The following is a 23,847-nucleotide window of genomic DNA, read 5'->3' as shown; positions in this document are numbered from 1 at the left end:
ATCCCCTTACCTGACCTAAACATCGCGGAAACTCAGAATACTGTTACCTAGATCACATTACTACCGGTGAAACGACATATATTTGACCTCGTCAGCGGCCTGCGGCCACCTACGCTCGATGGGTGACCACTGCGCCCCACACCCTGTCGTCCCCGGTCCCGCCGCTTCGCCGCATGGCGGACGGCACGGTCAAGCAGACCAATCCGTTCACCGGCACCGAGGTGTGGACCGTGCCCGGTCGGGCGCACCGGCCCATCGACCACTCCCCCGGGCGGGTCACCGCGGTGGACCCGTCCGCCGCGGAGGCGCACTGCCCGTTCTGTGTGACCCGGCTGCGCGAGACCACCCCGGAGAAGGCGCGCGTAATCCGCGACGGCGACACCTGGCGGGTGCTCGAGGAGGTGTCCGCCGACGAGCTCGATGCCACGACCCCGGAGTTCCGGCTGTTCGGCAATCTCTTCGAGATCGTCTCACTGGACTACTGGAAGGCCGTGCACGGTTACCGCCTCCCGGCCCGCGCGGCCGCCCACCAGTCCGCGTATCTCGCGACCCCGTCCGGCGCCGAGCACGTCCGCGCGCTGGTCCGCGCCCGCATCGCCGCAGCGCAGGGCGACCCGTCGGCCGTGGATGCCATGGGCCCGGCCGAACTGGCCACGCACTCGGAGAGCTTCTTCGGCGGCTGTCACGACGTGGTGGTGGCACGCCGTCATCTCACCGACGGCGCCACCTCCAGCGACCGCCACGCCGCGTCGGGCGACCTGACCCCCGCCGAGCACGAGCAGTTCACCGCCTTCACGGTCCGCGCGATGCGAGGCCTGTACCGCGACAACGCACACGCGCGGTACGTGTCGGTGTTCCAGAACTGGCTCGCGCCCGCGGGCGCCTCGTTCGCGCACCTGCACAAACAGCTGGTGGCGATCGACGAGATCCCCGCCAAGACCGCCCGCGAGGCGGCCGCGCTGGGCGGCGACCCCGACCTCTACAACCGGCTCGGTGTGGACCACGCCGCGGCCGAGGGGTTGGTGCTGGCGGAAAACGAGCACGCGGTCGCGGTGGTGGGCGTGGGGCACCGCTACCCCGCGCTGGTGGTCTACTCGCGGTCGGCGGCGAGCGCGCCGTGGGAGCATTCGGCGGCCGAGCTGCGCGGCGTCTCGGATCTGCTGCACGCCTGCCACGCGGCGACGGGTCGGCTGGTGCCGTGTAACGAGGAGTGGCACACCCGCCCGCCTGAACGGGGTGTCGCGGCCATGCCGTGGCGGATCGTGCTGAAGTGGCGCATCTCGACACCCGCCGGTTTCGAGGGCGCGACCGGCGTCTACGTCAACACGATCGACCCGTGGGGCTTGCGTGACCGGGTGGTACCGCGCCTGGCAGAGCTCCGCGCGCAGGGCCGGATCGCCCACATGGCGGTGGGCACCGAGTGCGGGGACGTGCGGGGGGCACTTCGGTACGGGCGGTGAGGACGACGACGACGACGAGGTGGTGGCCACGCCCGGCCGGCGGGAGGGCGGGTCAGTGGCCGCGGACGCCGAGGCCGCGGACGCGGCCGGAGGCGCGTGAGACGACACGCGTGTGGATGACGCCCCGCGCGGGGGCGGCGGTGGCCTCACGGATGCCCGGGACGGAGGCCGGGATCACCACCGGCGCGGCGAGACCCGCGTCGAGCAGCATCGCGGTGGGCGTCTCCTCCGAGCCGCCGTTGATGCTGCAACACAGTTGATAGGCGTCCTGGTCCCGCCAGATATTGACCCAGTGGACGTCGAGTCCCTCACGGGCGGCCCGGCGACGCAGCGCCGACGAATAAGGGCACCCCGGCCTCCACAGCACCACCACGGCGCGACCCGCGTCGGCGACGGACCGCACGGTCTGGAGTGGCTCGTGACCGGAGGCGCGCAGCGGGGAGTTCCACAGGGCCAGCACCAGTGCCGCGACGAGCACCACGGCCGCCAACGGCGCGCCGTGTCCGAACCCGATGAGCGTCCACGCCGTGGCACACCCGAGCGCCAGAACGGCTGCGGGGCCGAGCCAGTGGCCGGGGACGAGCTCCCGCCCGGCCCGTGCGAAGGGATGGGTCACGCCGATGACCATACGCCCCGCGGTTCGGGGCGTGGGGCCCGCTTCGCCAGAATTGTGACCTGACAACGAGTCTGGTGCCGCCCGACCGGTTGCGCGGTAGCGTCGGCCCCATGAAGGATCCGCCGCCGCCCACTGCGTCCCGCACATCGGCCACCCGCAAGGTCCGGGACCTCACCGGACCCGGGATCACCACGGCTTTCGGGATGGAAGGGACGGATCTGGGCATCCTGACCCGAACCCCGTCCGGGCGCCTGCTCGCGGTGTTCGGCGACACCTTCGCCGGCGCCGGGATGGGCGCCCCCCATGTGGGGCGTCCGCACCCGGGTATCGAGCAGTGTGCCCCCACCACGGATGAGCGTCCCGGACCCGGAAACCCGGACTGGCGCTCCCCCGCCGGATTGTTCTCCGACACCGTCGACCTGTCCGAAGGGCTCGAGTGGACGGACGCCGCCGGCCCGGGCCCGCGGGACTACGCCGCCCAACTGATCGACTATGTCCACGGCCGCGGCTGCTCGACCGTCCTCCCGAGCGACGTGCTCACCATCGGCGACACCATGTACCTGCACGTCATGGTCAACGACGGCCTGGGCACGGTCACCCGCACCCGGATCCACCGGTCGACCGACGACGGCCGGACCTGGGAGCCCACCGGGGCGGAGTTCTCGCCCCTCCTGGAGGGCGGCCATCGCCAATTGTGGACGTGGGAGCTCGGCGGGGACGGGTTCGTCTACGTCCTGTCCACAGGGTTCCAACGGGACAAGGGCGTCATCCTCATGCGGGTGCGTGAGGAGCACCTCGCGGATCCCGACCTCCGCAGGTGGCAGACCTGGGGCTTCCGGAAGGGCGCCTGGGGCTGGGGCAATCCCACGACCATCGTGCTGCCCGGCCGGATCGGCGAGATGTACCTGCGTCGGTGCGAGGACTTCTGGACCCTCACCTACTTCGATGCCGAGCACTACCGCATCGACTGTCTGACGTTCCCGCACATCGGGGCCGACCTGCTCGACCGCTCGGTCACCACGCACACCACGCTCCTGCACGGGAGTGCGTGGGGCGACGAGTCGGACGGTTCCGACCCCGGGGCCGGGCCCGCGCGGGTCGCCCAGCTCTACTGCGGTTGCCCGGTGCCGGGGTCCACGCCGCAGGAGTGGCACTTCGTGGTGAGCCAGTGGAACACCCACGACTCGGCCGCCGGGCCCGCCGGGTGGCCGTACCGGTCCATGCAGTTCGTCGGCTCGATCCCGCGGCCGCCGCGCGGCTGAGCCAGGATCGCGGCTCAACCGGGGGCCCGGTGCACCAGGAGCACTGACGGCTCACGCCCAGGGCAGCGGCCCCAGCTCGCGTTCGGCCCACGGGTGCACGGCGGCGCGGTCGCGCACGTCGAGCCCGGCGGTGTCCACCTCGATCGCGTCCGGCCACGGCGCCGTCGCCACCAGCTGGGAGTCCAGGACCTCCACCGTGGCCTCGGACGGGTCGGCGCCCGCGGCCGCCCGCGCGGTGATCCGCCGAACCAGCTCGTCGCGGGGCGCGGTGCACGCGATCTCCACCAGCTCGGCGTGCGCGTCCGCGGCCACGGTCTCGGCCTCCGCGCGGCGCCGTGGCTCCAGCCAGGTGGCGTCCAGCACCACCGTTCGCCCCTGCGCGAGCAGCCCGGCGGCGCGGGCGAGCATCTCCGCGTAGACCGCGTCGATCGCCGCGTCCGAATACCGGTCGGCGGCGGCGCCCGCGATCTCCCCGCGGACCACGTCGGAACGCAGCAGGTCCGCCGACAGCGCCTCGGCCAGCGGCGCGGCCAGCGTGGACTTACCGGACCCGGACACCCCGCCCACCAGCACCAGACGGACACGGCACCGCAGCAGTGAGTCGACCGCCCGGTCCGCCAACACCAGCGTCCGGCGGGCCTCGCCGCCGGCGGCCCCGTCGTCGGCCTGCTCGGCGCGGATGGCGGTCACCTTGGAGCGGACCAGGGCACGGTAGGCGATGTAGTGGTGGACCAGCGAGGGCGGCGCGTCATCGCCGGAGAAGTCGCGGTAGGCCTCGAGGAGGACGACGGCGAGGTCCCGCGCCCCCGCGGCGTCGAGATCCATCGCCAGGAATGCGATGTCCAGCATCGCGTCGCCGAACCGGAGCCGGTCGTCGAACTCGAGGCAGTCGATCACCCGCGGTCCGTCGTCGGTGAGGTAGACGTCGGCGGCGAGGAGGTCCCCGTGGCCATCGACGACCCGGCCGGCCGCCACGCGGGACCGCAGCAGCGGGGCCCGCCCCCGCAGGTAGCCCGACGCCAGGGCCGCGATGTCGTCGACGATCTCCGGGGCGTCCCTACCCACGTCGAGTCCGCGCAGGTGGTCGAGGGACTCCGCCCACAACCGCGCCACCGCGGCGGGGGAGCCCGCGGCGTCGATCTCCTCCGAGCGGGGGCTGGCGGCGTGGAGGTGGTCGATCTGCCGGGCCACCTCGCGGATGCCGGCCACGATGTCCGGATCGCCGTCCCCGGTCGAGCCCTCCTGCCGCGACCGCACCAGCGCGGCGAGGCTCCGGTGCGCGGGGAGGCGACGCATCCGCACGACGTGATCGATCACCTCGCCGTCGGGGCCCCTCACCTCCAGCACGCCGGTGTAGACGTCCGGGGCCAGCCGACTGTTGAGCTCGACCTCACGGCGGCTCTGCTCCGCCCGCGCCTCGACGGTGGTGTTGTCGAGGAAGCCGAGATCCAGTGGCTTGCGCACTTTGTGAGCCTGGTCACCCCAGAGGATGATGAGCGCACTGTGGGTCTCCACGAGGCCCGGAGGGCCCGGCGTCGCGGGATCGGATGCTCCGGACACGGTCATGGACCCAGCCTAGGCAGGCACAACGCCGCCCGTGGCGCCTCCGACGGACCCGCCCGACCCCCCGGGGACACGCGAGTGACCGGAGTGTTACATCAACGCGCCCTCACGATTCGGACCCCTTGCGCTCTCGCAGGCCGCTTGTAGGGTCGCCGACGCACCTCGCTTCCGACCGGGGTGCCCGCGATGAGAGACATCGGGGTCGATGTAGATCGGAGACGTGCTCTATGACGAACACTCACCGGAAGACCACCAACCGCACCACCGCGAAGATCGCCGCCGTCGGCGCGTTCGGACTCGGTGCCGCCATCGCGTTCCCCGGCCTGGCCGCCGCGCAGACCGAGGCCCCCACCGACCCCACCGCCAGCCTCGAGGACCTCGCAGGTGACAGCGGCAGCCTCGCCGAGCTCGCGGGCGACGGTGGCAGCCTCGAGGGCGCCCTGGGCACCGACCTCAACCTCGACCTGGGCAGCCTGGCGTTCAACCTCAACCTCGATGCCGAGACCCCCAACCCGGGCTCCGTCGAGCTGGGTAGCCTCGGCGTCTCGCCGAACACCGGCAGCGCGCTGATCGACGGCAACTCCGGTTCCGCCGAGGACGAGACCGAGACCGCGACCGGGTCGGCCACCGGCTCCGCCGACGAGGATGCGACCGACGCCGACGCCGACAGCGGCTCGCTGGACCTCGGCTCGCTGGGCAGCAGCGACGAGACCACCGATGACACCGACGGCGTCACGACCGCCGCGGTGACCGAGGAGGCCCCGGCCACCAGCGGTTCGCTCGGCTCGGGTGACGAGACCACCGACGAGGCCCCCGTCGATGAGACCGCCGCCGAGACCGGGTCGCTGAGCGGGTCGCTCGCCGGCCTGAGCTCCGGCGCCGAGGACGACACCGACGCCGACGCCACCACCGTGGGCGCCGACGCCGAGGTCGAGGCCGACGCCGGACTGAACTTCGGCTCGCTGGGCTGATAACCCCCGCGTCCACGACGCGCCTTCCCGGCCCGGGATCGTGACCCTCCCCCTCACGATCCCGGGCCGTCGTGTGTCCGCCGACACTCATGGGGGATGATGCAGGTGTGACGATCGTCGTGGCCTGCGGGGCCTTCAAGGGCTCCCTCACCGCTGTCGAGGCGTGCCACCACGCGGCCGAGGGCGCCCGTCGGGCGCACCCCGACACCGATGTGCTGGAACGCCCGGTCGCCGACGGTGGGGGCGGCAGTCTCGAGGTGATGGTCGCCGGCGGCGCCCGGACCGTGCCCGTCACGGCATCGGGGCCCACCGGCGAGCCGGTCGAGACCTCGTTCGCCGCCATCGACCCCGACACCGCGTTCGTGGAGATGGCGGACGCCTGCGGCCTGCTGCGACTGCCCGGCGGCGAGGCCCGCCCCCTGGAGGCGTCCAGCCGCGGGGTCGGCGAGGTGATGCTGGCCGCGCTGCGATCCGGCCGCGGCAACATCCACCTGGGCATCGGCGGCAGCGCGTCCACCGACGGCGGCGCCGGGATGCTCGCCGCTCTCGGTGCGCGTTTCCTGGACTCCTCCGGCACGGAGCTGCCCGACGGCGGCGGCGCGCTGGTCAACCTCGACCGGATCGACCTCGACGGCCTCGACCCGGCCGTCCGCGCCGCCCGCATCCTCGTCGCCTGCGACGTGGACAACCCGCTGCTCGGTCCGCTGGGCGCGGCCCGCGTCTACGGCCCGCAGAAGGGCGCGACCCCGGACCAACTCGACGAGCTCGAGGCCGGCCTGACCCGCCTGGTGCGGGTCCTGCGCGCGCAGGGACTCGACGTCGACCCGGATGCGCCCGGCTCCGGCGCGGCCGGCGGGGTCGGCTTCATCGCCCGTGAGCTGCTCGGCGCCTCCCTCGACCCGGGGTTCGAGGTGCTCGGCACCCTCACCGGTCTCGAGGACGTCCTGTCCGCCGCCGACCTGGTGATCACGGGCGAGGGCCGACTCGACGACCAGACCATGCACGGCAAGACCCCGATGGGAGTGGCGGCCCTGTGCCGGTCCCACGCCGTCCCGGTGGTCGCGGTGTGTGGCCGCCTGGATCTGGGGGCCGACCGGGTCGCCGAGGCCGGGTTCGCGGCGGCGGCCGCACTCACCGAACGGGAACCCGACCTGGCCCGTTCCATCGCCAACGCGGGCCCGCTGCTCGAGGAGGTCGCCGCCGAGGTCGTCTCCCGCATCCTGCCCTGAGGCGGCGTTGTCACCAGCGGTGCGGTCAGCCGATACGCCGGCGCAGTTCGTCCACTCCACCGCCGGACAGCTCGTCGAGGAACACCGGCCGGCCCGCCATGGCCATCACCAGCGCCAGCGTCGGCCCCTCCACCTCCGGACCTGCGCCGGCCTCGAACGGCCCGTCGGTCGCCCGTAGGCGCAGTCCCTTCACGAGCCTCGCACTGTTCACCGCGAAGTCCTGCGACGCATAGAACCGCGCGACCCCGGTCAGGGGATCGACGGGGTAGGCGCGGGTCAGGCCGAGGGGCCGGCGGATGTCCTCCGCGTGCACGATCGTCTCGCCGAGCCACGCCGCGGGGTCCCCGAAGGGTGACACGCGGAGCGACGACGAGTCGACGAAGTTCTCCAGCGTCCCGCCGGGGCTGTCGCGGAGCTGCTCCCGCATCCTCCGCCGGTTGTGCTTGTCGGTGTCGAACCCCGCACCCACGATGCTGCGGACCCACCGGACCCGGCCCGTCCGGGCGACCGCCGTCAGATGGGCGAGGACCTCCTCCACGCTCCACCGGGTGCACAGCGACCCGGTGCGCCACTCCGCGTCGCGCAATGCCCCCAGCTCGTCGGCCAGGGCCGCGCGTTCCACGTGGATCGCCGCCCACAGTCGGTCCCGGTCGGCACGGGTGCGGCCCATGAGAACTCCTCCGTCGCGGTTGGGGTGGTCTCATCGAACCACGCGGCCCCGCCCGGCGGTGTGGTCCATGATGGAACCGTCCCCGCCCCCGACTGGAGGTCGACATGCGCAAGTGGCTCCTCGGCGCGCCCCTGGCCGCCCTGGCCGCGGTCGCGGCCACGGACCTGCGGCAGACCAGGTTCCCGATCCTGCGGACGTTCCCCGTCCTCGGACACGCCCGCATGGCGCTGACCGCCATCGGACCCGAGCTGCGGCAGTACATCGTCGCCAGCAACGACGAGGAACGGCCGTTCACCCGGGATCAGCGCGACTGGATCTACGAGTCCGCCGAGTCCCGGGGGACCACGTTCGGGTTCGGTACGGACAACGATATCGAGTTCCTCGAGGGCTACCCGATCATCAAACAGCGCACCTTCAGTGACGTCACCCTGTCCGCGCTCCCCCATTCCGGACAGCAGCTCCCGCTCCCGCCCGCCAAGGTGCTCGGCGCCGCCCGCGGCCGGGCTCGCGCGTTCCGGCCGGACTCTTTGGTCAACATCTCGGCGATGAGCTACGGCTCGCTCTCCGCGCCCGCGGTCGAGGCCCTGGGCCGGGGTGCCGCCCTCTCGGGAGCCCTCCACAACACGGGTGAGGGCGGCCTGAGCCCCTACCACCAGAACGGCGCGGACCTCATCTTCCAGATCGGCACCGCCTACTTCGGGGTCCGCGACGACCGCGGCCGGTTCGACATCGACAAGCTGGTCGCGCTCACCGAGAAGCACCCGATCCGGGCGATCGAGATCAAGCTCTCCCAGGGCGCCAAACCCGGCCTGGGCGGACTCCTCCCCGCGGCCAAGATCAGCGAGGAGATCGCCGCGATCCGCGGGATCCCGATGGGCGAGGACTGCGCGAGCCCCTCCCGGCACACCGCGTTCAGCGACGTCGACTCGATGCTCGACCTCGTCGAGGACATCGCCGACCGCACCGGCCTGCCCGTCGGCATCAAGTCGGCCATCGGCGACATGACCTTCTGGGAGGAACTCGCCACCGCGATGCTCCCGCGCGACCGCGGCGTCGACTTCATCACGATCGACGGCGGGGAGGGCGGCACAGGCGCCGGTCCGCTCGTGTTCACCGACGCGGTGTCCCTGCCCTTCCGCCTCGGCTTCCCGCGCGTGTACTCGATCTTCGCCGAGGCGGGACTCACCGATGACGTCGTGTTCATCGGCGCCGGCAAGCTCGGCATCCCGGAGAACGCCGTGGTCGCGCTCGCACTGGGCGTGGACATGATCAACGTCGCGCGGGAGGCCATGCTGTCGGTGGGGTGCATCCAGGCGCAGAAGTGCCACACCGGCGGCTGCCCCACCGGTGTCGCCACCCAGAACCCGTGGCTGGTGCGCGGGGTGGAGCCCACCGCGATGGCCGAACGCTGCTCCAACTACATCCGGTCGCTACGACGCGAGCTCGTCAAGGTCGCCGGCGCCGTCGGCGTCCCCCACCCCGGCCTGATCGGGCCCACCGATGTCGAACTCGCCCGCGGCACCCGGGACTCGCACACGCTCGCCGAGATCTACGGCTACGGGGACGGCTGGGGGCTGCCCGGACCGGACGACGCGCGGGCCGTCACCGAGATCATGGTCGCCGCCGGCGTCGCCGAGCACACCGCGGCGACCACCCCGCCGGGCGTCGAACCGGACTAGTCGCCCCCGGCGGCCCCCGCGCGCAGCAGGCCCAGCTCGCGGTTGAGGTTGGCGTGGGCCTGCTTCTCCCACATGTCGCGACCCGCGCGGGTGAGGAACACGGACCTGCGCTCGAGCAGTCCCTCGAGCGCGGCGATCCGCCCGGCGACGAACCTCTCGCCCGGGACGTGGGCGAACTCGTGCCGCACGTCCGCGGCGTAGGTATCGTAGGTCTCCGGGTCGGCACCCAGCACGGCCAGATCGGCGTCCGAGAGGACGGCCCCGTCGAGGTCTCCGGGCTCGATCCGGTGCCCGCCCATGAGGCGGACGAGGCGCGCGACCTCCTCGACGGGCGCGGCCGGGTCGAGCAGTTCCTCGGCCAGCGCCGCCGACTTCTCGTTGTTCTCCGCGCCCGCGGGATCGAACACCGCGGCGTGCAGCCATGCGGCCAGCCGGACCGCCGTGGCGTCGAAGGTCTCCCCGTCCGCCTCGAGCGCGTCCACGGCCCGGAGCACGGCCCGCAGGTGCGTCTCGTTGTGGTACCGCCGCTGTGGCTCGTTCCAGCGTCTCAGCAGGTCAGCCCGCAGCTCGGGGGTGAGGAACCCGACGGGGGCGTCGAGCGGGTCAGCGGAGGCCGTGCGATCCGTGTCCATGGTCGGACTCTACCGCCGAAACCCCGCTGATCCGCGCCGGATCGGGTTACTCCTCCGGCTCCGAGCCCAGCCTCGGCGGGAACTCCTCGAGTGCGGCGAGCTCGGCGGTGTCGAACGTTCGGGCCCTGGACAGGAACCGCTTGCCGGTGGGGTTCTCGAGGCTGAACCCCGAGCCCCGTCCCGGGATCGCGTCCAGCACCAACTGCGTGTGCTTCCACGTCTCGAACTGGGAGCCCGAGATCCACACGCGGACCCCGGGTGCCAGGTCCAGCTCCCCCACCAACACGTCGCGCTGCCCCACGCGGAACTCGCCGTCGGGGTAGCACATGGGCGCCGAGCCGTCGCAGCACCCGCCGGACTGGTGGAACATCACCGGGCCGTGCCGGTCGACGAGCTCGCGGATGAGCTCGACGGCCGGCTCGGTCGCCACGAGGCGCGGCGGTAGGTCGGCGGGCGCGCCCTCCGGGGGGAGCGCCCGCGCGGCGATGCGCACGCTCCCGCCCGAGGGCAACCCGCACACGTCGTCCATCAGAAGAAGCCCTGCGGCTTGCCCGAGTAGCCCACGAGCAGGCACTTGGTCTGCTGGTAGTGGTCGAGCATCATCCGGTGGTTCTCGCGCCCGATGCCGGACTGCTTGTAGCCGCCGAACGCCGCGTGGGCCGGGTACTGGTGATAGGTGTTGGTCCACACCCGGCCGGCCTGGATGGTGCGGCCGGCCCGGTAGGCGGTGGTGCCGTTGCGCGACCACACGCCGGCGCCGAGACCGTAGAGTGTGTCGTTGGCGATCATCATGGCGTCGTCGAAGTCGGTGAACGAGCTCAGGGAGAGCACCGGGCCGAAGATCTCCTCCTGGAACAGGCGCATCTTGTTGTGGCCGCGGAAGACCGTCGGCTCCACGTAGAAGCCGCCGGCGAGATCGCCCTCGAGCTCGGCGCGGCCGCCGCCGGTGAGCACGTCGGCGCCCTCCTGCTTGCCGATGTCGATGTAGGACAGGATCTTCTCGAGCTGGTCGGTCGAGGCCTGGGCGCCCATCATCGTCTCGGTGTCGAGCGGATTTCCGGTCTTGATCTGCCTGACCCGCTCGATCGCGAGGTCGGTGAAGTCATCGATGATCGACTTCTGCACCAGCGCGCGCGAGGGACACGTACACACCTCGCCCTGGTTGAGGCCGAACATCGCGAAGCCCTCGAGCGCGGACTGACGGAAGTCGTCGTCGGCGTCCATGACGTCCTCGAAGAAGATGTTGGGGCTCTTGCCGCCGAGCTCGAGGGTCACCGGGATGAGGTTCTCGGACGCGTACTGCATGATCAGCCGGCCCGTGGTGGTCTCGCCGGTGAAGGCCACCTTGCGGATGCGCGGGTTGGACGCGAGCGGCTTGCCGGCCTCGGTGCCGAAGCCGTTGACCACGTTGATTACGCCCGGCGGCAGCAGGTCGCCGATGACGGACATGAGGAACAGGATCGATGCCGGGGTCTGCTCCGCCGGCTTGAGCACCACGCAGTTGCCGGCGGCCAGGGCCGGGGCCAGCTTCCAGACCGCCATGAGGATCGGGAAGTTCCACGGGATGATCTGGCCGACCACGCCGAGCGGCTCCTGGAAGTGATAGGCGACGGTGTCCCCGTTGATCTCGGAGATGCCGCCCTCCTGGGCGCGGATCGCGCCGGCGAAGTAGCGGAAGTGGTCGATCGCCAGCGGGATGTCGGCAGCCAGGCACTCGCGGATCGCCTTGCCGTTGTCCCACGACTCGGCGAGCGCGATCTTCTCGAGGTGCTCCTCCATGCGATCGGCGATCCGGAGCAGGACCAGCGACCGCTCCGTGGCGGAGCTCGCGCCCCACGCCGGCGCAGCGGCCCACGCGGCGTCCAGGGCCGCCTCGATATCCTCGGAGGTGCCGCGGCCGACCTCGCAGAAGACCTGACCGGTGATCGGGGTGACGTTCTCGAAGTACTCGCCCTTGACGGGTGCCACCCACTCGCCGCCGATGTAGTGCTCGTAGCGGCTCTCGTAGGACATCACCGAACCATCGGCGCCGGGCTGTGCGAAAACGGGCATCGTGCCCCTCCTTCTCCTCCGCGCGACCCCCGTGGTCGTCGCTGTGATGTAGGACACTAATTGCGGCAGGGTTGCAGCAACGTTGCACGACGGACGATTCCGTCCGACTCCGTGCGGGCACTGCCCGACCGGACAGGCCCCCACCCGTTCGACCTGCCGGAATCCACCGCATCCCCTCGCCGCGGACGTCCCGACCGCCCTACCGTCAGCCCCCATGGAGACCACCGCGAGACCCGGGGCGACCCGAGAGATTTCCGCGATCCGGGGCGGACCGGGCCGACGCTTCGGGGCGTTCACCGTCGTGGCCGACGCCCATCGGGTACGGATCGGGCACGACCTCAGCCACGACGAGGTGAGCGAGGCGGTGATCCCGGCCATGTCCCGCGACCTACTCGACACCGGGGTCCTCCACACCGTGGACGAGTTCCACCGGGCCGTGACCGCGCTCGTGACCTCCCGGGACGGGAGCTGGCAGGAGTGCTGGTCCGACTACTACCGGTCCTCGATCGCAGCACTGACAAACGGCCACTGTCCGTTCTCCCCGGTCCACGACCGGGCGGTGGCGGAGTTGGTCGGCGACTCGGCGCTGGAGATCGGGTGTTGCTTCGGGTTCCTGTCCCTGCGGCTCTCACGGGAGGGGGCCGGGACCATCGCGGCAGATCTGGACCCCACCGTCCTCAAGCTGCTCCGGACCTGCGCACCGGCCGGTGACATCCTGCCGACCCCCGTCTGTCTCGACGCGCGGACGACCCCCTTGGCGACGGACACCGCGGACACCGTCTACCTCGTCCACGTCCTCGAGCACCTCGACGAGGACGCCGGCTGGGACGTGGTCCGCGAAGCCCTCCGTCTGGCGCGACGCCGCCTGGTGATCGCCGTCCCCTTCGAGGCGGTGGCGGTGGCACAGTACGGGCATGTCCGGACCTTCGACATCCCCACACTGACGAGCCTGGCCGCCCGGATCGCGACGGTCGGACACGGCCGGTCGGCCGGTATCCGGACGAAGGTCGACGAACACCACGGGGGATGGCTCGTGGTGGACACGTGAGCCCTCCCGCCACCCGCTCTTCTCCAGCCCCGCTCGCCTCCCACCCCCGCCCGTCGCCGGTCAGAGCAACCCCTGCCGACTGGCCACGTACACCGCCTCGGCACGCCGGGAGACCTTGAGTTTGCGCAGGATGTTGCTGATGTGGAACTTGGCGGTGGTGGCCGAGATGAACAGGGCCTGACCGATCTCCTTGTTCGACATCCCCTCCGCCAGCAGCGTCAGGACCTCGATCTCCCGGGCCGACAGGGCCTCGGACGCCGAGCCCCCGCCCTTGAGAGCGTCGAGCACCATCGACGCGGTCCGGGTGTCGAAGGCGCTCTGCCCCGCCGACACCGACCGGACGGCGGTCACCAGCTCGGTGACATCCACGTTCTTGACCACGTACCCACGTGCTCCGGCCCGGACCGCACGCACGACTATCGCCTTGTCGAGGAAGGTGGTGAGCACCAGCGGGGCGACGTCGGGGAACAGGTCCCGGACCGCTGCACAGACCCGCAGCCCGTCGAGTTCGGAGCCGCTCCCTAGTTTGAGGTCGATCACCGCGACGTCCGGGCGGGTCGAGGTGATGACCTCCAGCGCCGAGTCCGCGGTCGACGCCTCCCCGACCACCTCGATATCGGGTTCCCGCTGCAGCATCAGCCGCAGCCCTTCTCGGAGGACCGCGTGATCGTCCACCAGGACGGTGCGGATCGTCGCCGGTGGGGTCATGGGGCCGGCCGCCGACGGGGTCATCGGACCGGCCGCCGGTCCGCACCGTCGACGCGGGGCGCCACCACCGTGATCGCCACCCCGCCCAGCTCGGACTCCGCGATGCTCATCACGCCCCCCACCAGTTCCGCCCTCTCCCTCATGTTGACCAGCCCGTGGCGCTCGTCGGGGGACCCGGTCCGGGCCGCTTCGAGCAGGTGGCGCAGGTCCTCCGGCCGGCCCTCGCCGTCGTCCTCCACGGTCAGACCCACGGCCTCGTCGCTGAAGTCCACAGTCACCACCACTCCGTTCCCCCGCGAGTGTCTCGCGGCGTTCGCGAGCGCCTCACCGGCGATCCGGAGCAACTCGTGCTCGATCTCGTGGGTCGTGGGGAACTCGCTGCCGAGGAGCCTGACCTCGGTGGACATGCTCGACGGGACGTGGAGACGGCAGAGATCCTCGATCAGCCGACTCAGGCTCCCGTCACCGTCGTCGATCGTGCGGAGGGCGTAGATCACGGACCGCAACTGTTCGACGGCCTGGTCGGTCAGATGCACCGCCTTCTCGAGCAGCGGCCGCTGCTGCTCGGCCCGTCCCACCGCGTCGAGGCCGAGTTGGAGATGCATCCCCGCGCCGAGGACGAGCTGGGACACGCTGTCGTGGAGTTCCCGGGCCATCCGCGACCGTTCCACGTCGAGGATCCGCTGGCGATGCGCGGCGTCGAGCTCCCGGTGGGCGATCTCGAGTTCGGAGTTCCGCCGGGACAGCTCCACCACGTGCCCCCGGGCCTCCTCGTACGCCTCCTCCGCCCGCGCGAGCAGCGTCTCCTTGTCCCGGAACAGGACGGAGTTGTGCAGGGCCACGGCCGCCTGCGCGGCGAGGATCCGCAGGACCACGGTGTCGATGTCATCGGCCGGTCTCCCGGGGTGGCGCCACGACGCCAGCCCGCCGATCACCCCGCCGTGCAGGATCAGCGGCACGGTCACCGCGTCGGGGCCGCCGGCCTCGGCCACCTCGGCGGAGCGGCCGCCCCGAAGCACCGCGAGCAGGACGTTGACCACACCCTTGGGCAGACCGTCCGGCACCGGCGCGAGATCCCGCCCCTCGAACGCCACGAAGCGCCCCTCGGGGTCCAGGAGGACGTGCCGTGGTTCGACGGACGGGAGCTGACCGTCCCGGAGGGCCACCAGCGCCCACTGGGCGTCGAGCTGGTCGTACGCGACCCTGAGGACGGACAGCATCAACTCCTCGGGCCCCTCGGCGGTCCGCACCAGCGCCCCGGAGACGCGATCGAGTGCGTGCATGGACCGTCGCAGCCGCGATTCGGCCGCACGGTACTGGTCGAAGAAACTTCTCTTGACCGACCGCAGGCCGAGGAGTGAGTCCAGGTCCGTGGGCCCCTCGGTCATGACGCCTCCCGATAGAGCCGTTCGACGTCCTCGAGGGTGACGGGACGCGGATTCGTGGCCATGCAGAGATCGTCGAGCGCGTGCGCGGCCAACGTCGGGATGTCCTCGCCCCGGACTCCCAGGAGCGAGAGTCCCGACGGGATCCCGACCGACGCGGAGAGGTCCCGGAAGCGGTCCGCGACCCGGTCCGTCACCTGGCCGCCCCGGGAACCGACGGTGACGCCGGCCGCGCGCGCCAGGCCGGCCATGCGGTCCGGAGGCATCACCACCCCGTTGTGTCGGACGACATGGGACAGCAGGACCCCGTTGATCTGCCCGTGGGACGAGTCGTACCGCCCGCCCACCGGGTGGCTCATTGCGTGGACCGCCCCCAGCACGGCGTTGCTGAACGCCATCCCCGCCTCGAGCGACGCCAGCGCCATGTCCTCCAGCTGCACGTGACTGAGCCTCTCGCCGGCCGCGAGCCTGTCGAGCGACCGCGCGCACAGCTCCACGGACCGCAGGGCGTGGGAGTCCGTCAGCGGGCCCGCCGCGCGCGAGAAGTACGCCTCCACCCCGTGCGAGAGCACGTCGATCGCGGTCGCCGCCCCCACGTCCTCGGGGACGGTCGCATGGGTACTCGGGTCGATGACCGTCACGTCCGGCACCAGCGACCGACTCACGATGGTCACCTTGGTCCGGCGGTCCGAGTCGTTGACCACGCAGAACTGCGAGACGTCGGCCCCACTGCCCGCCGTCGTCGGCACGGCCACCACCGGGGGCAGCGGCAGCCGGACACGGTCGACCCCCTCGTACTCGAGGACGTGCCCGCCGTTGGAGACGACGAGCGCGACCCCCTTGGCGGCGTCGATCACCGAGCCGCCGCCCACCGCCACGATCACGTCGCACCCCGAGGAGTGATAGGTCTGCGCGCCCTCGAGGATCTGGGACGCGCGCGGGTTGGGGCGGACGTCGGACCACACGACCGGCTCGGCACCCTGTGCCCTCAGCCCCTCGACGACCGTGCCCGGCCACGGGGTGAGTTCGAGCCACGGATCGGTGACGACGAGGGGGCGACGTGCGCCCAGTCCCATGGCGGCGGTCGCGGCCTCGGGCAGGGCTCCGAAGCCGAAGAGGATCTCCGGCGCGTGGAACTTCGCCACCCGGCCTTCCGACGACATGACCTCACGATAGGCCCGGGGCATCTCAGGCGAGCGAGCTTCCCAGCAGACCTGCCCGTTCGGACAGTTCCGCGGGGTCACGCGCGGTCACCACCCCGTCCAGGTATCGCGCATACGCGCTCAGTCCGCACGTGGGCCGGTTCCAGTACCTCCGGGCCTCCGGGGTGATCCACGCCATCCGGTGGGCCCGCCTGCTGATGCGGCCCACCAGGTCCTCCCGCGGATCGAGCCCGTTGCTCCGCCCGTCACCCACGATGAGGACCGAGGTCCGGGCGTCGATCAGGTCGCCGTGGCGGTCGAGCAGCTCGGCGAACATCCGGCCGTAGTCGCTGCTCGCCTCGAGATCCAGTCCGGGTGCGGACAGGACGGTCACCAGCGCGTTCTCGCCGGACGACGACAGGAGGTGGTCCGTCACGTCGACGGGTCGGTCGACAAAGGCGACGACCGAACACCGGTTGACCTTCTGGTGCAGGCTCTGGGCCAGCCGCAGGACGAAGCCGGTGACGGGCCGGACCGAGAGCGACACGTCGACCAGGATCAGCAGCTTGAGCGGACCGGGGACGCGGGTCCGGTTCATGATGGTGAACGCCTCGCCGTCCGTCCCCCACGCCCGACGCAACGTGGAGCGAGAATCGAGCAGTCCGCGGGCGAACGGTCGCGATCGTCGGCGGGGGGCGCCACGGATGCGGCGCATCACCTCGTGAGACGCGCGTTCGAGGTCGGCGCTGTCGGTCACCTCCCGGCCACCGCGGACCTCGTCGTCGTCGACACGTCCGTCGGTGGCGTCCTCCGGGAGGCTCTTCAGGAACGCGACCACCGCGTCGACGAACATCCCCGCCTGCTCGCCTCTCAGATCCCCGCCGTCGTCACCGTGCGCCGCATACACCTGACGGGCGTCGTAGCCGTCGAGGGTCCGCAGGACGTCGAGCGCGTCCGCCCATTCCAACGACTCCTCACCGGACACCGAGATCGCGGAGGACCCCATCTCGCCGACATGGTCCGATGACGCGCGGTCCACCTCGATCTCGTAGGTGACCGAGGACTGCCACCGCTCCGCCCCCTCCTGGACCGCGAACTCCTCCTCCCCGGTCGCGGTCGAGAAGTCTGAGTCGTCGTAGTGCATGTCCTCGTTCCGCCGGCTCGTCTCGTCTCCCTCGACCAGATCCCCGATCTCGGCCGGGTCCAGGTCCGACGGGGTGGAGGGCGAGGACTCGTCCGTGTCCAGCTCCAGTTCGTCGGGCAGTCCGCCCACCTGCGGGGCGCCGCCGTGGGCCCCTCCGGCGTCCTCGGTACGGGTGGTCAGCACGCCCAGGAAGAAGCGGTCGAACACCGCGTCGAATCCCCGGTTCTCCCGCTGGTACTTGACCGTCACCGCACGGAGCGCCGCCCGCAGGGCCTCGGGCCGGGACGTCCCGACCATCGCGAGGACTGTCCGCAGCTCCACCACCTCGGCCGGGGAGACCGCCACCTCGCGCTCCCTGAGGAGTCGGCCGAACGCCACGGAGGCGATGTCAAGGACATCCGAGGGCGAGAGGCGGGACGCCGTCCCGGTCGTCATCGCCGTCCGGTCCCGCGCCCGGCCCCGCTGCGGGCCCGACCGGCCCCGAACGCGGCGGAGGTCGACGCCCCGGTCGCATCGGCGGCCGCCCTCATGTCCCGCCCGTTCCCTGCCGGCTCCTCTCCGGGGGCGCCCCCACCGCCGAGCACGCCGCGGGCGACATCGTCGTCGGACCGGTACTTCAGAAGGGCGGCGGACAGGACCCAGCCGAGCTCCGGACCGTCTCCTCCCCACACCGACGCGGCGCGGGCCGCGTCCACCACCTCGGAGATCGACGGAGGCTTGCGCAGCGGCATCTCGCGCAGTCGCCGCGCCTTCTCCACCACATCGGCCGCCACGGTCTCCGGAACCTCCGGTGCGCGGGATCGGACGATCTCCGTCTCCCGTGCGGCGTCCGGGAAGTCCACGTGGAAGTGCAGGCACCGGCGCTTGAGGGCACTCGACAGCTCCCGGGTGTCGTTCGAGGTGAGGATCACCCAGGGGGTGGTGCGTGCGCGGTAGGTGCCGAGCTCCGGGATCGTCACCTGTTTCTCCGCGAGCACCTCGAGCAGCATCGCCTCGAGCGACTCCTCCGTCCGGTCGATCTCGTCGATGAGCAGGACCACCGGGTCCTCGGACATGATCGCCTCGAGCAGCGGCCGAGTGACCAGGAAGTCCTCACCGTGGATCCCCACCTCCATCTCCGCCAGCGCGGCAGAGGCGTCGGCGAGATCCTCGTGCACCTGCAGTTCCACCGTGATCCGATCCCGGAGCATCTGGACGTGGAGCAACTGCTTGGCGTAGTCCCACTCGTACAGTGCCCGGGCGTCGTCGAGTCCCTCGTAGCACTGCAGCCGGACTAGCCGCCGACCGAACGCGGAGGCGAGCGACTTGGCCAGCTCGGTCTTGCCCACACCGGCCGGCCCCTCCAGCAGCAGCGGCCTGTCGAGGACCGTCGCCAGGTGCACGACCGTCGCGAGTTCCCGGTCGATGATGTAGCCCGTCCCGCGGAGCGCCTCCTGCAGGACCTCCACGTCGATCACCGCGTCCGCGGGACCCACCTCGTCGGGGCGATCGTCGATGACGTCCATGGTCGGGCCCTTCCCGTGTTCTGGATGGTGGTGTCCCCCCGGGGGGCGCGCGGGACGGATCCGCTCGCCCGCCCCCGGGGAGGACCTGGTGGGGTTAGTGCGACCTGCCGGTGCGAGACGGTCAGTACGAACCGGTCATCGCGTGTTCGACCATCGGGATCAGTGACTCGACCGTGGACTCACGCGGGTTACCCGGGGTGCACGCGTCCCCCATCATGTGTTCGGCGATCCTGCGGATGTTCTCCGCCGAGGTATCGATCCTGTCGCCCTTGCCCTTGTACTTGCCCGTGTCCATCTGGTTCTTCTCGTACAGCCCGGGCGTGATCTGACTGAAGTTGTCGGGGATACCGACGTCCTTGGACAACCGGATGGCGGCCTCCACCGCGGCGTCGGCGGCCTGGACGGTCGTCATGTTGCGGGTGTCCACGCCCATCTGCGGCGCGAGTTCGGCGTAGCGCTGGTAGCGGGACGGCAGGTTGTACTCCCACACCCGGGGCAGGGCGATCGCGTTGTTCAGACCGTGGTGCGTGTCGTAGTAGGCGCTGATCGCGTGGGACATCGAGTGGATCATGCCCAGGCCGCCCGAGTTGAACGCCTGCGTCGCGATGTACTGCGCGTTCATCATCCCGGTCCGCGCCTCGAGGTTGCGGGGGTCGTACACGGCCGTCGTGAGGTTGTCCGCCACGAGTTTGGTCGCGTACAACGCATTGCCCAGCGACGGGGCGAAGTCGAGCCGCGAGACGTACGGCTCCGAACAGTGCGCGAGGACGTCGAAGCCGCAGTAGGCGGTGAAGTGCTGGGGGCAGGAGTAGTAGAGGAGCGGGTCGTCCATCGCCAGCGAGACCAGGCTGGCGTCGTCGAACGCGACCCACTTGTGCGGGTGGTCCATGTCCGAGGTGTCGGTGATCACGTAGGCCCACGAGGTCTCCGCACCGGTCCCCGCAGTGGTGGACACCGCGATGTGCGGCGGGTTCTCGAAGTTGGTGGACTTGGAGAAGCCCTGGAACTCGTTGATGTCGCGGCCGTCGTGGGCGATCACCACGCGCGCGCCCTTGGCGGCGTCGTGGCTGGAGCCACCGCCCACCGAGATGATGCCGTCGCACTTCTCCGAGTTGTAGAGGGCCGCGGCGTCCATGACGTTGTAGTCCTTCGGGTTGGACTCGACCTTGTCGAAGACCACGACGTCGAGCCCCTGATACTCGATCTTGCCCTTGAGCTCCTCGATGATCCCCGACCCGCGTAGTCCGGTGGTCATGATGAGAACCCGGGTCATCCCCAGCTTCTTGGCCTCCACGCCGAGGATGTCGTGTGCTCCGACACCCAGCAGAGCCTTGGGGAGAGGGTGGAACTCCTTGATCGGCATGTCCCAGATCTGATTCAGTTCGATCGCCATCGTGCGCCTCCTGCTCGAGCGACCCCCACCTTCGGCGGGTCGGTGAATGTGACACCGATCACTCTTGCCCGGCGGCCGCCCTGTCCGGAACAGCTACTGCGGTGTTCTGTCCACCCGGCACACACGGACAACCCGGATGGCACCGCCGCACCTACCCGAACGGACGGGCCCGGGCCGATTCGTCCCCGACATTCAGGCCACCGTCGCCGTCGCGATCCCCGCGCCCCTCACGCCCCGAAGCGCTGATCGAGGACGCGACACCGCGCCTCGGCCGCCGCGACGGTGGAAGCGTCCGCGTACCGGGACCGGGCCAGGCTCCGCCACGCGGCGAGGTCCTCCCGCCCGGCGCCGGCGACCCAGGCCCTGAGGACGGGGAGCCGATCAGCGGACAGGACCGCGGCCCGCACCATCGAGTGGAGCTCGAGCCGCAGGTCGGCCACCCCGGGAGCGTCCGAGGCCGGCAGGATAGGTCCCGGATAGGAGGCCACCGCCTTCATCACGTCCCCGGAATCGAGTGCGTCCGTGACCTCTCGGACGTCGGTGACCAGAGCACCCGGGGCCAGGCGGTAGGGCCTCGAGGCCACCACATCCGGCCCGAACACCCGCCGGAGGCGGGAGACCTCGGCGCGGACGCTGACCTCGTCGAGCCTGTCGTCGGCGAGCAGTTCCGCGAGCGCCCCTCCCGTCAACCCCTCCGGATTCGCGTCGAGCAGGACACAGATCTCGGCATGCCTGCCGGTCAGGGCACGCCCCGCGCCTCCCGGGCCGTCCCCGTCGAGGACGCCGGCCCCCGCACCGAGCACCCGCAGCCTCATACGCCCTCCGAGGGGGTGGTCGACCCCGCCTCGCCGGGGGACGACGAGGCCGGCGGCCGTGCGCAGCTCGCCCTCGGCGAGCATCACCGTCGCCCGTATCAGCGCGAGCATCTGGTCCGAGGTGGCGCTGCTCGGGCCGGTGACGTCGATGAGCCCGATCAGTTCACCCGTGGCGGGATCGTGGACCGGTGCCGCCGCACAACTCCATTCGTGGGCCATCTCAAGATAGTGCTCGGATCCGCGGACCCGCACCTCGGTGTCGTGCCTCAGCGCGAGCCCCGGCGCGTTGGCCCCGACCGCCTCGTCCGTCCAGACCGCGCCGGGGATGAACGCCATGGACTCCGCGCGGGACCTGACCCCGCGGTCACCGATCACCCGCAGCAGTCGTCCCCGCTCGTCCGCGACAGCGACGATGTGCCCGCTGGAGACCACCCCCGGGACGAGGACGGACTCGACCACCGGGAGGACCGACGCCATCCGGTGCTGCGCCACGTGGCGGGAGAGGTCCGGACCCTCCAGTTCGACCGACGGCGCGACCACCGTGGGGTCGATCCCCCGGTGCCTGCTGCGCTCCCACGACTCGGCCACCAGCAGGCTCGCCGCGGGTCCCGTACCCCCGAACATGACGCTAGTGTAACCCATATCACAGTAACGAGGATCACGAACCTGAAGCGCCCCTCATGAACGGATCTAAATAGACCGTGCTGAACACGGATGGCGAGCAACCCTCTACACTTGACAGTGATACAGGCCACATGACCTAAGGATCGCGATGACGACCGAGTTCGCCACCCCTCCCGCCTCGAAGCCCTTCCCCGTCCCGAACCTGGCCAGACTGGTGTTCAAGAACGCGGAGGAGGCCCCGAACGACGTCGCCGTGCTGCGCCGCGTCGGAAGCGACTGGAAAGAGGTCACCTGCGCCCAGTACCTGGAGGAGGTCAAGGGCGTGGCCAAGGGCCTCATCGCCCGCGGCGTCAAGCCGGGCGACCGCCTCGCGATCATGAGCCACACCCGCTACGAGTGGTCGCTGATCGCCTGGGCGGCCTGGTCCGTCGGCGCGGTGACGGTGCCGATCTACGAGACCTCGTCGTCGGCCCAGTGCAACTGGATCCTCACGGACTCCGGGGCGACCGTCGCGGTGGTCGAGGACCTCGACCTGCGTGGGGTGCTCACCGCGGAGACCGAGTGGCAGGGCGACATCCTCGTCATCGAGAACGATCTCGTCGCCCAGCTCACCGAGGCCGGCGCGGCCGTCACCGACGAGGAGCTCGAGCAGGCCTCGCTGGCGATGGGCCACGAGGACCCCTGCGCGATCATCTACACCTCCGGCACGACCGGCAATCCCAAGGGCTGCGAGATCCTGCACGGCGGGTTCGGCGGCGTCGTGGTGGCCGTGGAGGAGCAGCTCCAGGACGCGTTCGTACCCAACAGCCGCACCCTGATCTTCCTGCCGCTGGCCCACGTCCTCGCCCGCATCCTGGAGGTGGCCTGCTTCTACAAGCGCGTCACCGTGGCGCACGAGCCGGACACCACCAAGGTCATCGAGCGCCTCGGCGAGATCCACCCCACCTTCCTGGTGTCGGTGCCGCGCGTGCTGGAGAAGGTCTACAACTCCGCCGCGGCAAAGGCAGAGAACGCCGGTGGCGCGAAGGCCAAGATCTTCAAGGCCGCCGTCCAGACGGCCATCGACTACTCCAAGGCCCTCGAGAACGGCGGTCGGCCGTCGGCCGCGCTGAAGGTCAAGCAGAAGCTCTACTCGAAGCTCGTGTACTCGAAGCTGCACGACGCCCTGGGCGGCGAATGCGACCGCATCATCTCGGGCGGTGGGCCGCTGGGCGCCCGCCTGGGCCACTTCTTCCGCGGCGCCGGCTTCGACCTGCTCGAGGGCTACGGCCTGACCGAGTCCTCGGGCGTGCTCACCGTCAACCCGACCAACCGGGCCAAGATCGGCACCGTCGGTCGCCCGATCCCGGGTGTGACCATCCAGATCGCCGATGACGGCGAGGTCCTGGCGAAGGCCAAGACCCTGTTCAAGGGCTACTGGCAGAATCCGCAGGCCAACGAGGACTCCTGGACCGGCGAGTGGTACCACACCGGTGACATCGGCGAGCTGGACTCCGACGGCTACCTGTCCATCACGGGCCGCAAGAAGGACCTTATCGTCACTGCCGGCGGCAAGAACGTCTCGCCGTCGCAGATCGAGGACCTGCTCACCTCCGACCCCCTGATCAGCCAGGCCGTCGTCGTGGGCGACAACCGCAACTACATCGCGGCGCTGGTCACCATCGACCAGGAGACTTTCCCGGCGTGGCGCGACAAGCACGGCAAGACCGGCGAGGTGGAGGACCTGCTCCGGGACGGCGACCTGGTGGGCGCGATCCAGGACGCCGTGGACCGGGCCAACAAGTCGGTCTCCCGCGCGGAGTCCATCCGCAAGTTCAAGATCCTCGCGGCCGAGTTCACGGTGGAGAGCGGCGAGCTCACCCCGACGCTCAAGCTCAAGCGCAACATCGTGCACGACCGCTTCGGCAGCGAGATCGAGTCGCTGTACACCGACGCCTGATCCACCGATC

The 23,847-nt window shown here is 71.0% G+C and carries 20 protein-coding genes; 7 read left to right on the top strand and 13 right to left on the bottom strand.

The window, feature by feature from the left end; genetic code table 11:
* The first annotated feature begins 173 nt into the window (after positions 1-173).
* Positions 174-1,460, top strand: coding sequence for a DUF4921 family protein (locus tag VZF99_RS00840; RefSeq protein ID WP_407336155.1), 1,287 nt, complete (start codon positions 174-176; stop codon positions 1,458-1,460).
* Positions 1,461-1,512: 52 nt separating this feature from the next.
* On the opposite strand, the gene VZF99_RS00835 is transcribed toward VZF99_RS00840, so the two are convergent.
* The gene (locus VZF99_RS00835; protein ID WP_407335457.1) at positions 1,513-2,076 is read right to left on the bottom strand and encodes a hypothetical protein; all 564 of its coding nucleotides are present in this window, start codon (positions 2,074-2,076) and stop codon (positions 1,513-1,515) included.
* Between the two features lie 110 nt (positions 2,077-2,186).
* Here VZF99_RS00835 and VZF99_RS00830 point away from each other — a divergent pair, with 110 nt between their 5' ends.
* Positions 2,187-3,338, top strand: a complete 1,152-nt coding sequence (locus VZF99_RS00830; RefSeq protein ID WP_407335456.1) for a DUF4185 domain-containing protein — start codon at positions 2,187-2,189, stop codon at positions 3,336-3,338.
* A 51-nt stretch (positions 3,339-3,389) separates the two neighbouring features.
* On the opposite strand, the gene VZF99_RS00825 is transcribed toward VZF99_RS00830, so the two are convergent.
* The gene (locus VZF99_RS00825) at positions 3,390-4,904 is read right to left on the bottom strand and encodes an AAA family ATPase (RefSeq protein WP_407335455.1); all 1,515 of its coding nucleotides are present in this window, start codon (positions 4,902-4,904) and stop codon (positions 3,390-3,392) included.
* Positions 4,905-5,128: 224 nt separating this feature from the next.
* Here VZF99_RS00825 and VZF99_RS00820 point away from each other — a divergent pair, with 224 nt between their 5' ends.
* Positions 5,129-5,872 (top strand): hypothetical protein, encoded by a 744-nt coding sequence (locus VZF99_RS00820; RefSeq protein ID WP_407335454.1) that lies wholly within the window; start codon positions 5,129-5,131, stop codon positions 5,870-5,872.
* Positions 5,873-5,979: 107 nt separating this feature from the next.
* Complete coding sequence (locus tag VZF99_RS00815) at positions 5,980-7,101, top strand: glycerate kinase (protein ID WP_120285067.1); 1,122 nt, start codon at positions 5,980-5,982, stop codon at positions 7,099-7,101.
* Positions 7,102-7,126: 25 nt separating this feature from the next.
* Here VZF99_RS00815 and VZF99_RS00810 read toward each other — a convergent pair whose 3' ends face one another.
* Positions 7,127-7,771, bottom strand: coding sequence for a maleylpyruvate isomerase family mycothiol-dependent enzyme (locus VZF99_RS00810; RefSeq protein WP_253002975.1), 645 nt, complete (start codon positions 7,769-7,771; stop codon positions 7,127-7,129).
* Positions 7,772-7,875: 104 nt separating this feature from the next.
* Here VZF99_RS00810 and VZF99_RS00805 point away from each other — a divergent pair, with 104 nt between their 5' ends.
* Positions 7,876-9,450 carry a glutamate synthase-related protein gene (locus tag VZF99_RS00805; RefSeq protein WP_407335453.1) on the top strand — a complete coding sequence of 525 codons (1,575 nt, stop codon included), beginning with the start codon at positions 7,876-7,878 and terminating at the stop codon, positions 9,448-9,450.
* Here VZF99_RS00805 and VZF99_RS00800 read toward each other — a convergent pair.
* Genes VZF99_RS00800 through VZF99_RS00790 form a run of 3 tightly spaced genes read right to left on the bottom strand, consistent with a single transcriptional unit; the run spans position 9,447 to position 12,134 of the window.
* Positions 9,447-10,082 carry a hypothetical protein gene (locus tag VZF99_RS00800; RefSeq protein ID WP_096906265.1) on the bottom strand — a complete coding sequence of 212 codons (636 nt, stop codon included), beginning with the start codon at positions 10,080-10,082 and terminating at the stop codon, positions 9,447-9,449. The two genes, VZF99_RS00805 and VZF99_RS00800, sit on opposite strands and share 4 nt — an antisense overlap.
* A 46-nt stretch (positions 10,083-10,128) precedes the next feature.
* Positions 10,129-10,611 (bottom strand): DUF779 domain-containing protein, encoded by a 483-nt coding sequence (locus VZF99_RS00795; RefSeq protein ID WP_407335452.1) that lies wholly within the window; start codon positions 10,609-10,611, stop codon positions 10,129-10,131.
* The gene (locus tag VZF99_RS00790; RefSeq protein WP_407335451.1) at positions 10,611-12,134 is read right to left on the bottom strand and encodes an aldehyde dehydrogenase family protein; all 1,524 of its coding nucleotides are present in this window, start codon (positions 12,132-12,134) and stop codon (positions 10,611-10,613) included. The genes VZF99_RS00795 and VZF99_RS00790 overlap by 1 nt, the downstream gene beginning before the upstream one ends.
* A gap of 214 nt (positions 12,135-12,348) precedes the next feature.
* Here VZF99_RS00790 and mftM point away from each other — a divergent pair, with 214 nt between their 5' ends.
* Positions 12,349-13,182 carry a mycofactocin oligosaccharide methyltransferase MftM gene (mftM, locus tag VZF99_RS00785; protein ID WP_407335450.1) on the top strand — a complete coding sequence of 278 codons (834 nt, stop codon included), beginning with the start codon at positions 12,349-12,351 and terminating at the stop codon, positions 13,180-13,182.
* Positions 13,183-13,242: 60 nt separating this feature from the next.
* Here the strand turns inward: mftM and VZF99_RS00780 are convergent, their stop codons facing one another.
* The 7 genes from VZF99_RS00780 to VZF99_RS00750 all read right to left on the bottom strand — a co-directional run bounded on the left by VZF99_RS00780 (position 13,243) and on the right by VZF99_RS00750 (position 21,898).
* Positions 13,243-13,890, bottom strand: a complete 648-nt coding sequence (locus VZF99_RS00780) for a MadR family response regulator transcription factor (protein ID WP_067715131.1) — start codon at positions 13,888-13,890, stop codon at positions 13,243-13,245.
* Between the two features lie 20 nt (positions 13,891-13,910).
* Positions 13,911-15,278, bottom strand: coding sequence for an ATP-binding protein (locus VZF99_RS00775; protein WP_407335449.1), 1,368 nt, complete (start codon positions 15,276-15,278; stop codon positions 13,911-13,913).
* Positions 15,275-16,438 carry an iron-containing alcohol dehydrogenase gene (locus VZF99_RS00770; protein WP_069389263.1) on the bottom strand — a complete coding sequence of 388 codons (1,164 nt, stop codon included), beginning with the start codon at positions 16,436-16,438 and terminating at the stop codon, positions 15,275-15,277. Before VZF99_RS00770 ends, VZF99_RS00775 begins: the two co-directional genes overlap by 4 nt.
* A gap of 25 nt (positions 16,439-16,463) precedes the next feature.
* On the bottom strand, positions 16,464-17,996 hold the full coding sequence (locus VZF99_RS00765) for a VWA domain-containing protein (RefSeq protein ID WP_407335448.1): 1,533 nt from the start codon (positions 17,994-17,996) through the stop codon (positions 16,464-16,466).
* The gene (locus tag VZF99_RS00760) at positions 17,993-19,066 is read right to left on the bottom strand and encodes a MadB family AAA-type ATPase (RefSeq protein ID WP_407335447.1); all 1,074 of its coding nucleotides are present in this window, start codon (positions 19,064-19,066) and stop codon (positions 17,993-17,995) included. The genes VZF99_RS00765 and VZF99_RS00760 overlap by 4 nt, the downstream gene beginning before the upstream one ends.
* 121 nt (positions 19,067-19,187) lie before the next feature.
* On the bottom strand, positions 19,188-20,459 hold the full coding sequence (mdo, locus tag VZF99_RS00755) for an NDMA-dependent methanol dehydrogenase (RefSeq protein ID WP_067714967.1): 1,272 nt from the start codon (positions 20,457-20,459) through the stop codon (positions 19,188-19,190).
* Positions 20,460-20,686: 227 nt separating this feature from the next.
* Complete coding sequence (locus VZF99_RS00750; protein WP_407335446.1) at positions 20,687-21,898, bottom strand: GAF domain-containing protein; 1,212 nt, start codon at positions 21,896-21,898, stop codon at positions 20,687-20,689.
* A gap of 148 nt (positions 21,899-22,046) precedes the next feature.
* Here VZF99_RS00750 and VZF99_RS00745 point away from each other — a divergent pair, with 148 nt between their 5' ends.
* A complete protein-coding gene (locus tag VZF99_RS00745) occupies positions 22,047-23,837 on the top strand; it encodes an AMP-dependent synthetase/ligase (protein WP_407335445.1) in 1,791 nt (596 codons plus the stop codon).
* The last annotated feature ends 10 nt before the right edge of the window (positions 23,838-23,847 follow it).

This window comes from Dietzia kunjamensis (assembly GCF_045689975.1).
Classification (GTDB): Bacteria; Actinomycetota; Actinomycetes; order Mycobacteriales; family Mycobacteriaceae; genus Dietzia; species Dietzia kunjamensis.
Note: the sequence above shows the minus strand (reverse complement) of the source record. Positions and strands in the feature narration are given on the sequence as shown.